At 36.3% G+C, this 17,704-nt stretch carries 11 protein-coding genes; 5 read left to right on the top strand and 6 right to left on the bottom strand.

Going from position 1 to position 17,704, the window contains the following annotated elements; translation table 11 throughout:
- Nucleotides 1–5 precede the first annotated feature (5 nt).
- Nucleotides 6–1,487 (bottom strand): helix-turn-helix domain-containing protein, encoded by a 1,482-nt coding sequence (locus tag ACEN2H_RS03050; RefSeq protein ID WP_441730287.1) that lies wholly within the window; start codon nucleotides 1,485–1,487, stop codon nucleotides 6–8.
- A gap of 117 nt (nucleotides 1,488–1,604) precedes the next feature.
- On the opposite strand from ACEN2H_RS03050, the gene aceB reads away from it, so the two are divergent.
- The 5 genes from aceB to ACEN2H_RS03025 all read left to right on the top strand — a co-directional run bounded on the left by aceB (nucleotide 1,605) and on the right by ACEN2H_RS03025 (nucleotide 7,906).
- Nucleotides 1,605–3,206 (top strand): malate synthase A, encoded by a 1,602-nt coding sequence (gene aceB / locus ACEN2H_RS03045; protein ID WP_441730285.1) that lies wholly within the window; start codon nucleotides 1,605–1,607, stop codon nucleotides 3,204–3,206.
- Between the two features lie 35 nt (nucleotides 3,207–3,241).
- Complete coding sequence (aceA, locus tag ACEN2H_RS03040; RefSeq protein ID WP_441730283.1) at nucleotides 3,242–4,522, top strand: isocitrate lyase; 1,281 nt, start codon at nucleotides 3,242–3,244, stop codon at nucleotides 4,520–4,522.
- Nucleotides 4,523–4,680: 158 nt separating this feature from the next.
- Nucleotides 4,681–5,973, top strand: a complete 1,293-nt coding sequence (locus ACEN2H_RS03035) for an aminopeptidase P family protein (RefSeq protein WP_441730281.1) — start codon at nucleotides 4,681–4,683, stop codon at nucleotides 5,971–5,973.
- A gap of 256 nt (nucleotides 5,974–6,229) precedes the next feature.
- Entirely contained in the window at nucleotides 6,230–7,030 is an 801-nt protein-coding gene (locus tag ACEN2H_RS03030) for a TIGR00266 family protein (RefSeq protein ID WP_441730279.1), read from the top strand.
- A 90-nt stretch (nucleotides 7,031–7,120) separates the two neighbouring features.
- Nucleotides 7,121–7,906, top strand: a complete 786-nt coding sequence (locus tag ACEN2H_RS03025; RefSeq protein ID WP_441730278.1) for an alpha/beta fold hydrolase — start codon at nucleotides 7,121–7,123, stop codon at nucleotides 7,904–7,906.
- A 39-nt stretch (nucleotides 7,907–7,945) separates the two neighbouring features.
- Here the strand turns inward: ACEN2H_RS03025 and ACEN2H_RS03020 are convergent, their stop codons facing one another.
- From ACEN2H_RS03020 to kbl, 5 genes are all read right to left on the bottom strand, one after another.
- Nucleotides 7,946–10,708: a PD-(D/E)XK nuclease family protein gene (locus ACEN2H_RS03020; RefSeq protein ID WP_441730276.1), complete on the bottom strand. Its 2,763-nt coding sequence runs from the start codon at nucleotides 10,706–10,708 to the stop codon at nucleotides 7,946–7,948.
- Between the two features lie 64 nt (nucleotides 10,709–10,772).
- A complete protein-coding gene (locus ACEN2H_RS03015) occupies nucleotides 10,773–12,188 on the bottom strand; it encodes an OmpA family protein (RefSeq protein ID WP_441730274.1) in 1,416 nt (471 codons plus the stop codon).
- Nucleotides 12,189–12,733: 545 nt separating this feature from the next.
- A complete protein-coding gene (locus ACEN2H_RS03010; protein ID WP_441730272.1) occupies nucleotides 12,734–14,167 on the bottom strand; it encodes an OmpA family protein in 1,434 nt (477 codons plus the stop codon).
- A 783-nt stretch (nucleotides 14,168–14,950) separates the two neighbouring features.
- Complete coding sequence (locus tag ACEN2H_RS03005) at nucleotides 14,951–16,366, bottom strand: OmpA family protein (RefSeq protein ID WP_441730270.1); 1,416 nt, start codon at nucleotides 16,364–16,366, stop codon at nucleotides 14,951–14,953.
- Between the two features lie 134 nt (nucleotides 16,367–16,500).
- Nucleotides 16,501–17,694 (bottom strand): glycine C-acetyltransferase, encoded by a 1,194-nt coding sequence (kbl, locus tag ACEN2H_RS03000; protein WP_441730269.1) that lies wholly within the window; start codon nucleotides 17,692–17,694, stop codon nucleotides 16,501–16,503.
- Between the last annotated feature and the right edge of the window lie 10 nt (nucleotides 17,695–17,704).

Genomic DNA, 17,704 nt, shown 5'->3' with positions numbered 1-17,704 from the left:
TTTGATCAGCTAAATTTAGCCATGTATTTTTGAACAATCAAATCTGTGTTTTCATTTCGGATTTTAAGATCTAGTTGAATTGGCGGAGAACCTCTCTCTTCGCAATTTTTGACGGCGCAGGTTTCGCAAGTCACCCCCACAATTTGTTTTTTTAGTGATTTGTTGTCAATAAATTTAAATTTTTTCTTCATCCCGGGCGTAATCAAAATCCCAACGGATATACTCCTCAAACAATCTTTTTTGAACGGGTCTTCTGTAGCTGATGAAAAAACCAAAAACTCATTACCGCTGTTTTCATAGCGCGAAATTTGAGCATCAAAAAAATGACTTTTGTTTTGCTTTATAGATTCTACAATTGTTTTTACTGAAACCCATCTACGGCAGTAATGCTCATTCATTTCGTTAGCGTGTGGCTCCTGCTGATTAGTAATATGCAGTTCCTTTTTAATCTGATAGGTTTCTGCACCTATTCTATGAGACAAACGAAGGAAAAAAATATTTTTTAATTGAAAGTCCTTTGGTAAAATATTCGTTAACCTCTGGTAAAAAGATTCTGGGGAAACGTTAAACTGGCTCATCAACTGAATCATTTCTTGCGGCTTAGGATCTGTTTTGGCCAAAAATAAATTAAGCTCACTCACCAACTGTTTACGTGGAATCAACAAGGCTCCAGCAAAGTAAGAGGCATAGAAATTATTTAGAACCTCATCAAAATTCTTAAACTTGATCCAACTGAATGTGTACAACCTTTCCGTTATTTCAAGATAATTATAAGCAATTTCTTTTGCCAAAATAAACGCTTTTTGCTGAGAATCGATATCTACAGAAAGCAACAAGGTTTTGCTCTTAGGCACATATATGGATCTTAAATCCCCTAATTCCTCTTGTTCCGAAAAGGCAATTTCCTGAATGGTATAGCCATATTCCTCGGTCAGCACTGCAGTTAAGTCTTCTATAGAAATTTTAGTGTTTATATTAATCTGAAATGCTTTGGAGAAGTCTAAGACTTTTTGCTCTAAGTCCTCAAAATAATTATTATGCGCTTCCTGATATGAACGTAAGGCAGCCAGAAAAAAACTTTCTCTGGTCAAATTATAATGCTGTGCAATCTCAATAATGGTACTTATGAACGCATTTACTTTTGCAGGGGCATTTGCAATGATATCAATAAGGTCGTTTTCCTGAATCCCAAAAATATCCAAGGGGATCTCTTTGAGAATACCCGATTTTAAAATCTCCCCAATTGGAGCCAAATTATTATCTAGCTTCAAAGAGACCATATGATCGTACGAAACTTCTAGCTTTTCCGCCAAAAGAATAATCTTATCCGTTTTAGGGTATTTTTTACCTTTTTCTATTTCATTCAAATAGGACTTAGAAAGCTCCGTTATTTTGGCCAGTCCAAATAAAGACAGATTCTTACCGGTACGAGCCTGCTTGAGCTTTAGCCCAAAAATTAATTTAATATACTCTTTTTCTACATTCATATTTCAAAGATAGTTTAAAAAATAAAATTCGTAAAAAAAGTTTTTTGTATTTTTAGCGTACGTTCGCTTGTTTTGTAAAATACTTTTCGTAACATTGTCATGTAAAACGAATTAACCATGACAAATCTACCTGAAACATCCGTAAAAAATTTCAAATTTTCAGCTCAAACAAACCAAAAATATCCTGAAATACTGACGGATAAGGCTATTGATTTCCTAACTGCATTGCACCAGAAATTCAACGACAAAAGACTTTTGTTATTAGAGGAAAGGAAACAACAACAAGTATTATTTGATGCCGGCGCATTACCTTCTTTTCCACTTGAAACAAAAAGTATTCGTGAAAGCAACTGGAGCGCTGCGTCCACACCACAAGATTTATTAGACCGAAGAGTAGAAATAACCGGTCCCGTTGACAGGAAAATGGTCATCAACGCTTTGAATTCGGGTGCAAAAACATTCATGGCTGATTTTGAAGATAGCACTTCACCAACTTGGAACAACCTAATGACTGGCCAACAAAACTTGATTGATGCAGTAAACAAAACAATCTTTCTTGAAGACCCTATAAAAAACAAGACTTACTCCTTAAATGAAGACACGGCAGTTTTAATTGTCCGACCAAGAGGACTGCATTTGTCGGAAAAAAATATTTTGATAGATGGAGAGCAAGCTTCGGGATCCCTGATAGATTTCGGATTGTATGCTTTTCACAATCACGAAGAACTAACAAGAAACGGATCTGCACCCTATTTTTATTTACCTAAACTAGAGCATTATCTGGAAGCGAGATGGTGGAATGATGTTTTTGAATTTACGCAAGAATATTTAGGGGAGCAAAACGGGACTTTCAAGGCCACCGTTTTAATCGAAACGATAACAGCCAGTTTTCAATTAGACGAAATAATTTTCGAATTGAAAGACCATATCGTGGGTCTCAATTGCGGAAGATGGGATTATATTTTTTCTTACATCAAAAAGCTAAGAAACAACCCAGCATTCATTGTTCCAAATAGGGATCAAGTATCAATGACTTCTCCTTTCATGAGTGCCTATTCACAACTGGTGATTCAACGTTGCCATAAACGCAACATACATGCTATTGGCGGAATGGCGGCTCAAATTCCGATAAAAAATGACGAGCAAGCAAATACGATTGCTTTCAACAAAGTAATTGCTGACAAAGAGCGCGAAGCAAAAAACGGACATGACGGGACTTGGGTGGCGCACCCAGATTTGGTTTCATTAGCGCTGGATGTATTCAACAAATGCATGCCGACAAAAAACCAAATTCATGTAAAAAGAAGTGACATACAAGTGACCGAAAAGGAGCTGCTAGAAGTGCCTCAGGGAACGATTACGGAGGAAGGTGTCAGGAAAAACATCAGTATCTCTATTTTATATCTGGCTTCATGGCTTAACGGACAAGGTGCGGTAGCAATACATCATTTAATGGAAGACGCGGCGACAGCCGAAATTTCGAGATCCCAATTATGGCAGTGGCTACAAAACGAAGTCAAGTTGGACAATGACAAAAAACTGACCAACAATTATTACCATCGATTAGCAGTGGAAGAATTCGAAAAAATAAAAAAACTAGTTGGTGAGGAGAATCACGAAAAGGGAAAATACAATTTGGCAGAACAACTATTAGACGTACTAGTCGTGAATCCAAATTTTATAGACTTTCTAACTATTCCTGGCTACAAATACATTTAAAAAACCACCAACCAAAAAACTATTAAAAAAAAATTATGAAAACTACCGAAACAAGAATTCAAGAATTAGTTGCTGACTGGATATCAAACCCTAGATGGAAAGGTGTCGAACGTCCATACACTGCTGAAGAAGTTGTAAAACTACAAGGATCATACAAAATAGAGCACAGCATCGCAAAAATTGGAGCGGAAAAACTATGGAGAAAACTTAATTCTCAAGATTTTGTTGCAGGACTTGGGGCATTAACCGGAAATCAGGCCATCCAAGAAGTGGAAGCAGGTCTAGAAGCTATTTACTTAAGCGGATGGCAAGTTGCTGCAGACGCTAATGTTGCAGGAGAAATGTACCCTGACCAATCTTTATATCCTGCAAACAGTGTCCCTTTAGTTGTGAAAAGAATCAACAATGCACTGTTGCGTGCAGACCAAATTCAAGTTGTAAATGGGGAAGTAAATAAAAAAGACTATTTAGTACCTATAGTAGCTGATGCCGAGGCGGGTTTTGGGGGTAATCTAAACGCATTCGAATTAATGAAATCGATGATTGAGTCAGGCGCTGCAGGAGTTCACTTTGAAGATCAATTAAGTTCTGCTAAAAAATGTGGTCATCTTGGAGGAAAAGTTCTGGTTCCTACACAGGAAGCCATCAACAAGTTGGTCGCAGCCAGACTCGCAACAGATGTTATGGGAACATCTACTTTGATTATAGCTCGTACGGATGCTGATGCCGCTAATTTATTAACAAGCGATATTGATCCCAGAGACGCAAAATTCATTACGGGAGAGAAAACATCTGAAGGTTTTTTTCATGTGAATTGTGGGGTACAACAGGGAATCGACAGAGGTTTAAGTTATGCGCCTTACGCTGATCTAATTTGGATGGAAACCAGCAATCCAGATCTAGAATATGCAAAACAATTTGCAGATGCAATTCACAAAGAATTTCCAGGTAAAATGTTAGCTTACAATTGCTCACCGTCATTCAATTGGGCTGCAAAATTGTCTGTTGCACAGATGGAAACCTTCAGGGAAGATTTAGCTTCAATGGGATACAAATTCCAATTCATAACCTTAGCTGGATTTCATGCTTTGAACACAAGTATGTTTGAATTATCTAAAGCGTATAAAGAACGAGGAATGGCTGGATATTCTGAATTACAAGAAAGAGAGTTTGCGTTACAAAAACACGGTTTTAGAGCCGTTAAACACCAAGGCTTCGTAGGAACATCCTACTTTGATGCCGTACAAAACACCGTTACTACTGGGAAATCTTCAACAACTGCCATGAAAGACTCTACAGAAGCCGCTCAGTTTTAAATAAATTTGATTTTTGTTCAGCACAAAGCGCATCGGTTTAAACGCAATATTTTAAACTGATGTGTTTTGTGTTTTTTTATTTAATATTGCCATATTGATGACCTCAAACGATTTAATCTTAGTATTTTTGAGATATTAAACGTAAATCTCAAATTACTATGAAATACCACCAAATTGACCGTGACTTATTTATAAAAAATCGCTCGAAATTCTTGGCTCAAATGAAGCCGAAAAGCGTTGCCATTTTTAACTCTAATGATATTTATCCAATTGGCGCCGATAGCACAATGCCTTTCGCACAGGATCGAGATATTTTTTATTTAAGCGGTGTAGATCAAGAGGAAAGTATTTTACTGCTTTTCCCTGACGCTCCTTATGAACATCAAAGAGAAATATTATTCCTGAAAGAAACGAATGACCATATTGCAGTTTGGGAAGGTGAGAAACTCACCAAAGAACGCGCTTTAGCCGTTTCTGGAATTAAGACAGTTTATTGGTTGCAAGATTTTGAAAAAATACTGTTCGAAATGATGACACATTCCGATACTATTTACATCAATACTAATGAGCATTATCGTGCATCAGTAGAGACGGAAACTCGTGAAGCGCGCTTTGTGAAATGGTGGAAGGATAAATACCCCGCACATGCTGTCGCAAAAAGCAACCCAATCCTGCAACGCATTCGCTCCGTAAAAGAAAGTGAAGAATTAGATTTGATACAACAAGCCTGTAGCATTACCGAAAAAGGTTTCAGACGTATTTTATCTTTCGTAAAACCGAATGTGATGGAGTATGAAATTGAAGCCGAATTCATCCACGAGTTTACACGTAACCGCTCGCAAGGTTTCGCATATACTCCAATCATAGCGTCTGGAAACAGTGCCAATGTATTGCATTACATCGAGAACAACCAGCAATGTAAAGCGGGGGATTTAATCTTAATGGATGTTGGTGCAGAATATGCAAATTATTCAAGTGACATGACACGTTCCGTTCCAGTTTCGGGTAAATATAATGACCGACAAAAAGACGTATACAATGCTGTTTTGAGAGTAAAAAATGAAGCAACCAAGATGCTAACTCCCGGAACACTTTGGAAACAATACCACATCGAAGTGGGCAAGCTTATGACTTCAGAATTATTAGGTTTAGGATTGCTAGACAAAGCCGATGTTCAGAACGAAAACCCAGAATGGCCTGCTTATAAAAAATACTTCATGCACGGAACCTCGCACCACATGGGACTAGACACGCATGATTACGGAATACTTACAGAACCAATGCAAGCCAATATGGTCTTCACTGTAGAGCCCGGAATTTACATTCCTGCTGAAGGTTTTGGAATTCGCCTTGAGGACGATGTCGTGATTCAGGAAACTGGCGAACCGTTTAATTTAATGCGCAACATCCCTATTGAAGTAGACGAGATTGAAAGCTTGATGAATTCTTAATTTAGAAAAAAGAATAAAGAGAAAAGAATAAAGACGGTTCGCAGTAATGTGAGCCGTTTTTTTATGCCCCAATATTCTCTCGACCAACTCAACAATTAAACGCTAAAAAAATTAAACAATTCCTTGGGCGCATCGCGCCTCCGTAAACTCCGGCAGGGTCGGGATGCTCGCTATTATCCCTTACGAAAAAACCTTAAATAAATCATAAATATGTAACATTTTGACGTCAGGCCCAACTAATCAAAAAAACTAAATTATGAAAGCACACGAAATAGAGTATCAGATTTTCGGTCAAGAAATGCAATATGTAGAAATAGAATTAGATCCACAAGAAATCGTTATCGCCGAGGCAGGAAGTTTTATGATGATGGATAATAATATCCAAATGGAAACTATTTTTGGCGATGGATCTGAGCAGCAATACGGTCTGTTTGGCAAATTACTAAATGCAGGAAAAAGAGTGCTCACAGGCGAAAGTCTTTTCATGACCGCTTTCATAAACCAAAACAATACTAAGGGCAAAGTTTCTTTTGCTTCGCCATATCCTGGACAAATCCTTCCTATTGACTTAACTGAATTCCAAGGAAAATTCATCTGCCAGAAAAGTTCTTTCCTCTGTGCAGCAAAAGGAGTTTCCGTAGGGATTGAATTTTCCAAAAAATTAGGCCGTGGTTTCTTTGGAGGTGAAGGATTCATCATGCAAAAAATCGAAGGTGACGGTCTGGCTTTTGTGCATTCGGGGGGAACCTTAGCAAAAAAAGAATTAAGAGCTGGGGAAATACTAAAAGTAGACACCGGCTGTATTGTTGGCTTCACTAAAGACGTAGATTATGACATCGAATTCATTGGCGGCATAAAAAATTCTGTTTTTGGCGGAGAAGGTTTGTTTTACGCAACCCTACGAGGTCCTGGAACTGTCTACATACAATCCTTGCCTTTCAGCCGCCTAGCAGATCGAATCATTGCTTCCGCACCAAAAGCAGGAGGAAGTAGCCGTGGAGAAGGCAGTGTATTAGGAGGTTTAGGTAATTTATTAGATGGAGATAATCGTTTTTAACTTCAATTAGCAAGATCTGCTAAAATGTGAGCCGTTTTAATTTTCATTTTCACTATTAAAAATTATTTTTGCTACTGCAAATTATAGCTTTTGAAAAACATACAATTTAAAAATACAAGTATCTCCTATTCTGATAATGGAAAAGGCACCGCGATAGTTCTACTACACGGATTTCTAGAAAACCAAAAAATGTGGGACAATTACGTTGAGGCGTTTTCTAAAAAAAACCGCGTTATTACCATTGATTTGTTGGGTCATGGACATACGGAATGCCAAGGCTATGTGCACAGTATGGAGGACAATGCTGATGCGGTTCATGCAGTACTAGCTGAGTTGCATATCCGCAAAGCGATTCTCGTTGGCCACTCCATGGGCGGCTATGTGGGTTTGGCTTTCGCCGAATTGTATCCTGAAAATGTAAAAGGCCTAGTTCTATTGAATTCGACTGCCAGAGCCGATAGTACTGAACGACAATTAAACCGAGATCGTGCCATTATCGCTGTAAAGAAAAGTTATATCGGTTTTGTCAGTTTGGCTATAGCCAATCTATTCAGCGAAAACAATCGAGAAAGACTTGTTGCAGAAATCGCGAACGCAAAAAAAGAAGCTCTAAAAACACCACTTCAAGCGATTATAGCTTCACTTGAAGGCATGAAAATAAGATCAGACAGAGAAGTTTTATTACACCTTAGTCCCTATCCAAAAATGCTTATCCTTGGTAAAAAAGATCCTATTGTAGCATATGAAGAAGCCAAAGAACAAATTGAAAATACCGAAGTGCAATTAGTCACTTTCCCTGACGGACACATGTCACACATTGAAAACCAGGACGAACTGACCAAAGTATTATTACAATTTTTTAAGAAAATCCAATGAAATTACTTTAATCGCTTAACTAGATTTGATGTTAAAACCCTATATTTTCTCTTCAAACGGAATATTCACGTCCAATATTTCATTTAACAACAAAACAATTTGCTCGAGATAATTAGTCATAACCTCTTCATTAATGATCATGTTTGCTTCTTTTTCTTCTTTAAAGTTAAATGGCAAAAATCCAGACTTTAAGTTTTTGAAAGAAATAATACCGGCTTCTATTGGTCTTGATTTAGCCTCGGTTTCATACATATAGGCATACGCCAAAACCTGTATTATTTTGTCATTCTTTATCTCTTCCGTCAATCCTCGCCAGGTTTTCAAGGTTACACTTGCTTTCTCCACTTTACCCGTTTTGTAATCGATAATCCGAATGGTTCCGTTGCGCTCTTCGATTCTGTCGACATTTCCCTTTATCAAAACAGGAAAAGCCAAACTTGGATGTTCTAATTTACGTTCAAAGGTTTTTTCTAAGGCAAGAATTTTGATTGCATCACCGGCTTTAACACATTCTAATTCTACTTTCAAGAAATTGAAAACATTACGTTTCGCAACTTCAAAAGCCAATAAGTTCCTCCCTTTTTTAATCTCTCCTTCTTTATAAACTGCTTTAAACTGCTTTAAAACCTCAGCATCTATTTGCTTAAAGCAATTTTGAATATCCTGTTCAGAAACAAACTTCCCAATGAAAGGCTCATACAAGGCTTTTAAAGTTTCGTGAATAATAGTTCCTAGGGTATTCAAGGCAATATTTTCTTCGACTTCTTCGACTTCCCGAATGCGTAAAATCTTTTGGAAATAAAACTGAATTGGATTCCGAAGATAACTAGTCAAAGCAGAAGGAGAAAAACCAACAGTCGCAATTTCTTCCAAGCGGGCCATCACAGCTTCTGATTTCTCAATTACCATAGGCTTATAAGCCGTTTCAGGCAAAACGGCATTGTATATTTCGTGGGTTAAGTTATGGTTAGGTTGTTTCTCCACTTCTAACTGTGTGATAAACCGACTTTTTTCTCCTGCATCCAGTCCTTCGCTTTCCGTATTGTAAAGCAAATAAATATTCTTGGCTCGTTGCAACAAATGGTAAAAATGATAGGTGTAAATTGCATCCTTCTCTTTAAAAGTAGGCAAACCTAATTCGCGTTTCACATCATAGGGAATAAAAGAATTCTGCGATTTCCCTGCCGGAAATTTCCCTTCATTCATTGAAGTAACAATAACGGTATCAAAATCAAGCACCCTACTTTCTAAAACCCCCATGATTTGTAAACCATTGAGCGGCTCGCCTTCAAAAGAAACTTCAGCAAGATCAATTACCTGTTTGTAAATAGCATGCAGTGTATCAATTTTATCAATATGTTCATGCTGAGAGTAATAGTTAATCAACTTATTGATTACTTTAAAAATAGCAAAAACAAAGGCTTTTGTAATTTTTTCTTCTTCATTCTCATTATTCAAATTGTCTTTAATCGTTAATAATAACTTTGATACCGTTTCTAAAACGGGGATCGAACCTTTTTCCCATTTTTCGAATAGCAGACGAAACAAGTCACTAGGATCGGGATTTAACTCCATCAATTTGTGATGGGTTATAAAGGTGTAATTATTTTGATTAATAATATTTACTAAACCAGCTGTTTTCGAGTAAGGTTCTACCAATGGATGGGTCAATATGTCTAACACATCTTTATAGTACAAGACATAGTTCTTTGCGTTTCTGGACAAGGCATTCGTATGCAGCTTGAACATCTTCGCAATCAATATCTGGGCAGGATTGTTTTTACTCGAATAACCCATGGTAATATTCAAAGCGCCAACTGTTGATGGCAATGAATATAAAAGCGGAACCAAAAGGTTTTCTTCTCCAAGAACAACCGCAACCTTGTCTAAAGTTGTATCTGGATTATCCTTGACGATGTTTTCAATGATGCTACCGGTAATTTTAGCCTGACCAATGGTCTTTGGCGTCCCGATAACCTGAATATTTTTAGTTTGCGAAAAATCGTCTACAATCCATTCAAAAGGATTCGTTTTGTAATGTTTCCAACTCTCTTTAAACCTCCTAACAAACAATCCTGCATCGTGATAAGGATCATTAAGAAACGTTTTATCGACATCCCAATAAATTTTGGCCTGATCAGCAGCAATCAGATGTTGTATTATTTTTTCTTCGGCGGCATTCAATGCATTAAAACCCGCAAATAGATATTGCTTTGGAGTTATCGACTTCGAAAAATGATTTAGATTCTCGACCGCTTGGCGGTAAATTAATCCTTGGTAACCTACTCCCTTTTTGAGCAGGTGTGCATACAACGATTGATAATAATTGGGTAATAATTTCCAAAAATCGATATAGTTTTCGAGCAGTTGAGTTTTATTTTCCACTTCAATTCCCCATTTTTTGATATCCTCAATATCTTTTAAGTAAGACAAAACATGAGTAGGGTCTAATAAATAACGGTCGATTTCATTAAAGTCTTGCAGTAATGTTTTTGACCAATTAGCAAACAATTCAAAAGATTGTTGCTTTGATTTTTCAGTAACGGACAAATAAACTTCATAAAACTCAAACAACAATTCAATTGGATCAATGGAACGTATGCCTGAAATATCCTGAATAAAGTCTTCAATACTAATTATTTCTGGTGCGAGGATGTTGTTCTCAACTTGCTTTTTAAGAGCTTCAATTAAAAATATTTTAGCCCTTTTATTAGGTAACACCACTATCATATTGGACAATTCTCCGGAGTGATTTTCAATTAAAACTTGGGCAATTTTATCTAAAAAAGAAGTGTTTATCATTTCATAAAAATAAAAAAAACGCCCCGATAAATCGAGGCGTTTCTTATAAATATTTTAGAAAAAATTATTTTACTAATTTCACTTCTGTTCTTCTGTTTTCAGCTCTACCAGCTGCAGTAGCATTAGTTGCGATGGGAGTAGATTCTCCTGCACCAATAGTACTGATCTTCATAGCAGCAACACCATTTGAAATCAAAGACTCTTTAACCGCATTAGCTCTCGCTTCAGAAAGTTTTTGATTTGCTTTATCTGATCCAACGCTATCTGTATGACCTTCTACCACAAAGCTAGCTTTAGGATAGTTTTTAAGAATTTTTGCAATTGACTCTAATCTTACTGGAACATCTGCAGATTTAAATGTTGATTTACCAGTATTAAAGAAAATTGATCTAGCTTCTAAGCTAATTGCATCTAAGTCTGCTTGAGTTACCTCAGGACATCCATTATTAGCAACAGTCCCTTTTTCGTCTGGACATTTATCGTCTTTGTCTAAAACACTATCTCCATCGGTATCTGGCCAAGGACAACCTGCGTTTTCCTTTGGGCCTGCAACAGTAGGACATTTGTCATCTTTATCAGTTATTCCATCTCCATCAGCATCTGGACAACCGTTTAATGCAGCTAAACCAAATACATCTGGACAAGCATCATCTTTATCAGCAATTCCATCTCCGTCAGTATCAGGACAACCGTTTAACGCAGCTAAACCAAATACGTCTGGACAAGTATCATTTCCATCGATAATTCCATCTCCATCTGTGTCAGGACAACCGTCAAATTCTTTTAAACCTGCAACTTCTGGACAAGCATCATATTTATCATAAACTCCATCACCGTCAGTATCTTTTCCTCCAAATTTGAAAGTAAGACCCGCTGTATGCTGGAAGTGAGATCTAACAAATTCTCCTTCTCCAAATGCTTTTTTGTATCTAGTTGCAAGCTCAAAACCAATATTATCGCTAAACCAGAAAGTAAGTCCGGCTCCAGGATTTACTGTCCCAAAACTACTATCGCCTAAGAAAGTATAACCTCCTCCAACAGATAGAGCAGGATCAATAACTTTAGAATTGATTAGATTCATAAAGCTATATTTAACCGTAGCATCAATACCATAATACATTAAGTTTCCAGGGTTGCTAACTACATATCCTCTTGAATCGCTACCTGCTTCAGTAGGGGCAAACCTAACAAGTTTATCAATTTTATTTACAGTTCCCTGAACTCCGAAAGAAAAATTATCTCCTACATACTTAGATACGCTGATATATGATACAGAAGGAAGAATATTCCAATTGTCTTTAACAGCGAATGGCTGAGAAAAATGTTGGTCTAACCATCCATTTCCACCACCAGCACTTGCTTTAGTATCTACGGCATTAACTCCAAAAGAGATTGCCCACGGGTTGTTACTGTCTTGTGCTTGAGAGCTTAAGCCCATCACCATCATTACAGCAATTAAAATCTTGTTAAGTTGTTTCATGTTTATTTATTTTATTGTAATTTAATTAATTGGGCACAAAAGTAATAAGTAATTTTTTAACTACAAAATAATTTACTGATATTAGGCTGTTTATGGAGTGCTTCGTCGATATTTCAATAAATTTCAGCATGATTTAAAACTATAAAACTTTGATTTCATTTTATTTTATTTTTAGCCCCGTTACCTGCGCTAAAACTAACAAATAGATGTTGCATTTCTGTTCTTGATTTTCAAAAATTATTGCGGCTTTCACTTCCTTATAAGTCAACTCTGGTATTCCGTTTTTTTTAACGTATGAATAGATAAAAGCTGGTATTAATTGCAAACTGATTATTAAGTAAATATCATCTGTATCGAGCCCCAGCCCTCCCTTTTTGACAAATTAAATGTGTTTCACGTACTTCAAATAATGTAAATAATTGGAAATTTACTATCAATTATTTAAAAATATTACAGTAGTATTTCTAAAAAAGAAAGAGTGTGTTGTTTCAAAAAAAAAAACGCCCCGATAAATCGAGGCATTTTTCATAAATATTTTAAAAGTTTTATTCTTTTATTAAAGAAATTTCAACTCTTCTGTTGTGTTCTTTTCCTAGAGCAGTTTTATTAGTATCAATTGGTTTAGTTTCACCATAACCATAGTGCTCTAATCTGTCAGCTTTAATGCCATTTTCAATTAAGTAATTTTTGACGGCGTGAGCCCTGTTTTCAGATAAAGTTTGGTTCATTCCGTTAGCACCATCATTATCAGTATGACCTTCAATCAAAAATCTTGAATATGGGTATTCTTTCAAGAGATCAGTGATTGATACTAAAACTAGATAAGTTTGTTTTTTGAAACTCGATTTCCCCGAGTCAAACAATATAGTTTTACTGTACTCGTTTAATTTCATCATAACCTCTTTTGACACCTCTGGACATCCTTTATTAGCAACCGGACCTTTCTCGTCAGGGCATTTATCATCTTTATCCAAAACACTATCTCCATCAGTATCCGGCCAAGGACAACCTGTGTTTTCTTTTGAACCCGGAACGGTAGGACATCTGTCGTCTTTATCAGCTATTCCATCTCCATCAACATCTGGACAACCTTTCAAAGCAACTAAACCAAATACGTCTGGACAAGCATCATCTTTATCAGCAACGCTATCACCGTCAGTATCAGGACAGCCATTTAATACGGCAAAACCAAATACATCTGGACAGATATCATTTCCATCGATAATTCCATCTCCATCAGTGTCAGGGCAACCGCTGAATTCTTTTAAACCAGCAACTTCGGGGCAAGTATCATCTTTATCGTAAATTCCATCTCCATCAGTATCTTTTCCACCAAACTTGAACGTAAAACCTGCAGTATGTTGAAAATGTGATGGAGAATCAATAAATCCTTTTTGATCTTCTCTATTTCCAAAAGATTTTTTGTAAGCAGTTTCAAAAGATAGACCTATGTTGTTAGTAAACCATAATGTAACGCCTGCTCCAGGATTAATAGTTCCATAACTGTCTTTCCCTAAGAATATATAACCTCCTCCAAAGTTTAATGTAGGATCAATCACTTTTGATTTAATCAACCCCATAAAACTGTATTTAAAAGTAGCATCAATTCCGTAGTACATTAAGTCTCCCGGATTACTAACAATATAACCTCTTGAGTCATGACCTTCAGCAGCTGGTTTAAAGTAAACTGCTTTGTCAATTTTATTTATAGAACCCTGAACTCCGAATGAGATATTATTAAAAAGGTACTTAGATATACTGATAAAAGACGGAGAAGGGAGAACATTCCAGTTGTCTTTAACTGCTAATGGTTGAGAGAAGTGTTGGTCTAACCACCCATTTCCACCACCAGCACTTGTTTTTGTGTCTATAGCATTAACTCCAAAAGAGAAGGTCCACTGCTTATTAATTTCCTGTGCGTGCGAATTTATTCCCACCACCATTATTACAGCAAATAAAATCTTGTTAAGATGTTTCATACTTGTTTTTTTGATCGCAATTTAACTAATTTTACGTAAAAAAAGCAATGAATTTCTTAATTGAAAAATAATTTTCCGATTTAATCGCTAAGTCAAGAAAAATGATGAAGTTCCCAAAAAGTTCTATTCTGATTAAAAACAAAAAAATATTGGTCCTGCGTTGTTTTTTCTTCAGCGGTATTACGTCAGCTAAAACTACCAAATAGATGCTTTTTTTATGAATTAAAATATCAATTACTTCCAAATAAGCCTCTCTAATTCCCGATTTTTTTACCATGTGAATGTTGTATCAAGACTGATAGTAATTTCGGAAGTATTTCTGTTTTTACTTTTATTTTTGCTGGTATTCAACTTCTTTTTAAGAAGGCTAAAGATGGGAAGTACATAATAAATATTAGTCGATCTGATAAAATCTTTGACCAAGGATTTTTTGCTTAGTCAGCAAATAATTCGAAAAATAGCAAAGTTCACTTTTCTAAGTCCAAAAAATACACTTTCCAAAATTAAATAAACATTCGATTGAATCAACGGATGAAGTATTACAAATAAGTTCATCAAAACTGATAATTTTAGAAGCAATATAATTGTTTTAACTCGCTATTTAGTCAATCGATGAAAATTATTTAAATTTTTTTTTATCGCGCCATCTCCCTATTTTTTAAAGTTTGTTGCAGTAATCGTCTATTAAAAGCCCCTGATTTCATATTAAAGAGAATTGTTTTGCCTTTAAACAAAAAAACGCCCCGATAAATCGAGGCGTTTTTAATAAATATTTTAAAAAGTTTATTCTTTTATTAAAGATATTTCAACCCTTCTATTATGTGCTTTTCCAGTAGACGTTTTATTAGTGTCAATTGGTTTTGTTTCGCCGTAGCCAGTAGATTTTAATCTATCCGCTTTAATACCATTTTCAATTAAGTAATTTTTAACTGCCGCAGCTCTGTTTTCAGATAATATTTGGTTCATTTCGTTAGCACCATCACTATCAGTATGGCCTTCAACCAAGAATTTTGAATAAGGGTATTCTTTCAAGATATCAGTGATCGATACCAAAACTGGGTAAGTTTGTTTTTGGAAGCTAGATTTTCCAGAATCAAACAAGACTGTTTTACTGTACTCGTTTAATTGCATCATAACCTCTTTTGATACTTCAGGACATCCTTTGTTAGCAACAGTCCCTTTCACTTCTGGACATTTATCATCTTTATCTAAAACACTATCTCCATCGGTATCTGGCCAAGGACAACCTGCGTTTTCTTTTGGACCCGCGACCTTAGGACATTTGTCATCTTTATCAGTTATTCCATCTCCATCAGCATCTGGACAACCGTTTAATGCAGCTAAACCAAATACATCTGGACAAGCATCATCTTTATCAGCAATACCATCTCCGTCAGTGTCAGGACAACCGTTTAATGCTGCTAAACCAAATACATCTGGACAAGTATCATTTCCATCGATAATTCCATCTCCGTCAGTATCAGGACAACCGTTGAATTCTTTTAAACCTGCAACCTCTGGACAAGCATCGTCTTTGTCGTATATTCCGTCTCCGTCAGTATCTTTTCCTCCAAATTTGAAAGTAAGACCCGCTGTATGCTGGAAGTGAGATCTAACAAATTCTCCTTCTCCAAATGCCTTTTTATATCTAGTAGCAAGCTCTAAACCAATATTATCGCTAAACCAGAAAGTAAGTCCGGCTCCAGGATTTAATGTTCCAAAACTACTATCGCCTAAGAAAGTATAACCTCCTCCAACAGATAAAGCAGGATCAATAACTTTAGAATTGACTAGATTCATAAAGCTATATTTAACCGTAGCATCAATACCGTAATACATTAAGTCTCCAGGGTTACTAACTACATATCCTCTTGAATCACTACCTGCTTCAGTGGGGGCAAACCTAACAAGTTTATCAATTTTATTTACAGTTCCTTGAACTCCGAAGGAAAAATTATCTCCTAGATACTTAGATACGCTTATGTATGACAGAGAAGGAAGAATATTCCAGTTGTCTTTAACAGCGAATGGCTGAGAAAAATGTTGGTCTAACCATCCATTTCCACCACCAGCACTTGCTTTAGTATCTACGGCATTAACTCCAAAAGAGATTGCCCACGGGTTGTTACTGTCTTGTGCTTGAGAGCTTAAGCCCATCGCCATCATTACAGCAACTAAAATCTTGTTAAGATGTTTCATACTTAATTTTTTTTGTTTAAAATTTAGTTAATTACACTCAAAAGTAACACGTAATTTTTTAACTACAAAAAAAAATGTTAAAAAAAGTGTTAAGAAATAACTAAAAATGATAATTATATAACTTCCAAACCTAATTATACAACATTCAAAGAGCTTCCCACTTCAATAAATGCATTTATTGCCTTGTCCAAATGCTCTTTTGTATGCGCCGCTGAGAGTTGAACTCTGATTCTAGCCTTATCTTTTGGCACAACTGGGAAAAAGAACCCAATCACGTAAATGCCTTTCTTCAATAATTCATCAGCCATAGTCTGAGATAACTTAGCATCATATAACATTACAGGTACAATTGCCGAATCCCCATCCACGATATCAAAACCTGCCTTTTTCATTCCTGCCTTAAAATAATTGGTATTCCATTCCAGTTTGTCTCTTAAACTCGTGTCTTTTTCTAATAGTTCAAAAACCTTAATGGAAGCCCCAACAATTGCCGGTGCCAACGAATTTGAAAACAAATACGGTCTTGAACGTTGACGTAACAGTTCTATTATTTCTTTTTTAGCGGTAGTATAGCCACCCATTGCTCCACCTAAGGCTTTTCCAAGAGTTCCAGTAATGATATCTACTCGACCCATCACTCCCTTAGCCTCGGGAGTGCCTTTGCCCGTTGCTCCTATAAAACCCGCAGCATGACATTCATCAACCATAACCATGGCATCATATTTATCCGCTAAATCACAGATTTTGTCCAAAGGTGCCACCACACCATCCATAGAGAAAACCCCGTCCGTAACGATAATTTTGAAACGACTTCCAGCTTCATGGGCCTTAATTAGTTGTTGTTCTAAGTCCTCCATGTTACTATTCTCATAACGGTAACGTGATGCTTTACATAAACGCACTCCATCGATAATTGAGGCGTGATTTAAACTATCTGATATAATTGCATCCCCTTCAGCTAATAATGGTTCAAACACGCCCCCATTCGCATCAAAAGCGGCAGCATAAAGTATCGTGTCTTCTGTTCCGTAAAATTCAGCTATTTTTCTTTCTAAAGTTTTGTGAATGTCTTGCGTCCCACAAATAAAACGTACTGACGACATTCCAAAACCATGCGAATCTAAAGCATCTTTTGCAGCTTGAACTACTTCTGGATGAGATGACAACCCTAAATAATTATTGGAACAAAAATTCAACACTGTTTCCCCTGTAGAAATCGTAATTTCTGCGCCTTGTGCAGAGGTGATAATTCTTTCTTTTTTAAAAATTCCATTATCTTCTATCGTTTGCAATTCGCCTTGAAGATGTTCTTTAATTTTTCCGTACATTTTTTATGTT

This window comes from Flavobacterium sp. W22_SRS_FP1 (assembly GCF_052113685.1).
Taxonomy (GTDB): domain Bacteria; phylum Bacteroidota; class Bacteroidia; order Flavobacteriales; family Flavobacteriaceae; genus Flavobacterium.
Note: the sequence above shows the minus strand (reverse complement) of the source record. Positions and strands in the feature narration are given on the sequence as shown.

Coding starts and splice junctions, on each gene's coding strand:
- ACEN2H_RS03050 (WP_441730287.1), bottom strand. CDS start 1,487: ATGAATGTAGAAAAAGAGTATATTAAATTAATTTTTGGGCTAAAGCTC.
- aceB (WP_441730285.1), top strand. CDS start 1,605: ATGACAAATCTACCTGAAACATCCGTAAAAAATTTCAAATTTTCAGCT.
- aceA (WP_441730283.1), top strand. CDS start 3,242: ATGAAAACTACCGAAACAAGAATTCAAGAATTAGTTGCTGACTGGATA.
- ACEN2H_RS03035 (WP_441730281.1), top strand. CDS start 4,681: ATGAAATACCACCAAATTGACCGTGACTTATTTATAAAAAATCGCTCG.
- ACEN2H_RS03030 (WP_441730279.1), top strand. CDS start 6,230: ATGAAAGCACACGAAATAGAGTATCAGATTTTCGGTCAAGAAATGCAA.
- ACEN2H_RS03020 (WP_441730276.1), bottom strand. CDS start 10,708: ATGATAAACACTTCTTTTTTAGATAAAATTGCCCAAGTTTTAATTGAA.
- ACEN2H_RS03015 (WP_441730274.1), bottom strand. CDS start 12,188: ATGAAACAACTTAACAAGATTTTAATTGCTGTAATGATGGTGATGGGC.
- ACEN2H_RS03010 (WP_441730272.1), bottom strand. CDS start 14,167: ATGAAACATCTTAACAAGATTTTATTTGCTGTAATAATGGTGGTGGGA.
- ACEN2H_RS03005 (WP_441730270.1), bottom strand. CDS start 16,366: ATGAAACATCTTAACAAGATTTTAGTTGCTGTAATGATGGCGATGGGC.
- kbl (WP_441730269.1), bottom strand. CDS start 17,694: ATGTACGGAAAAATTAAAGAACATCTTCAAGGCGAATTGCAAACGATA.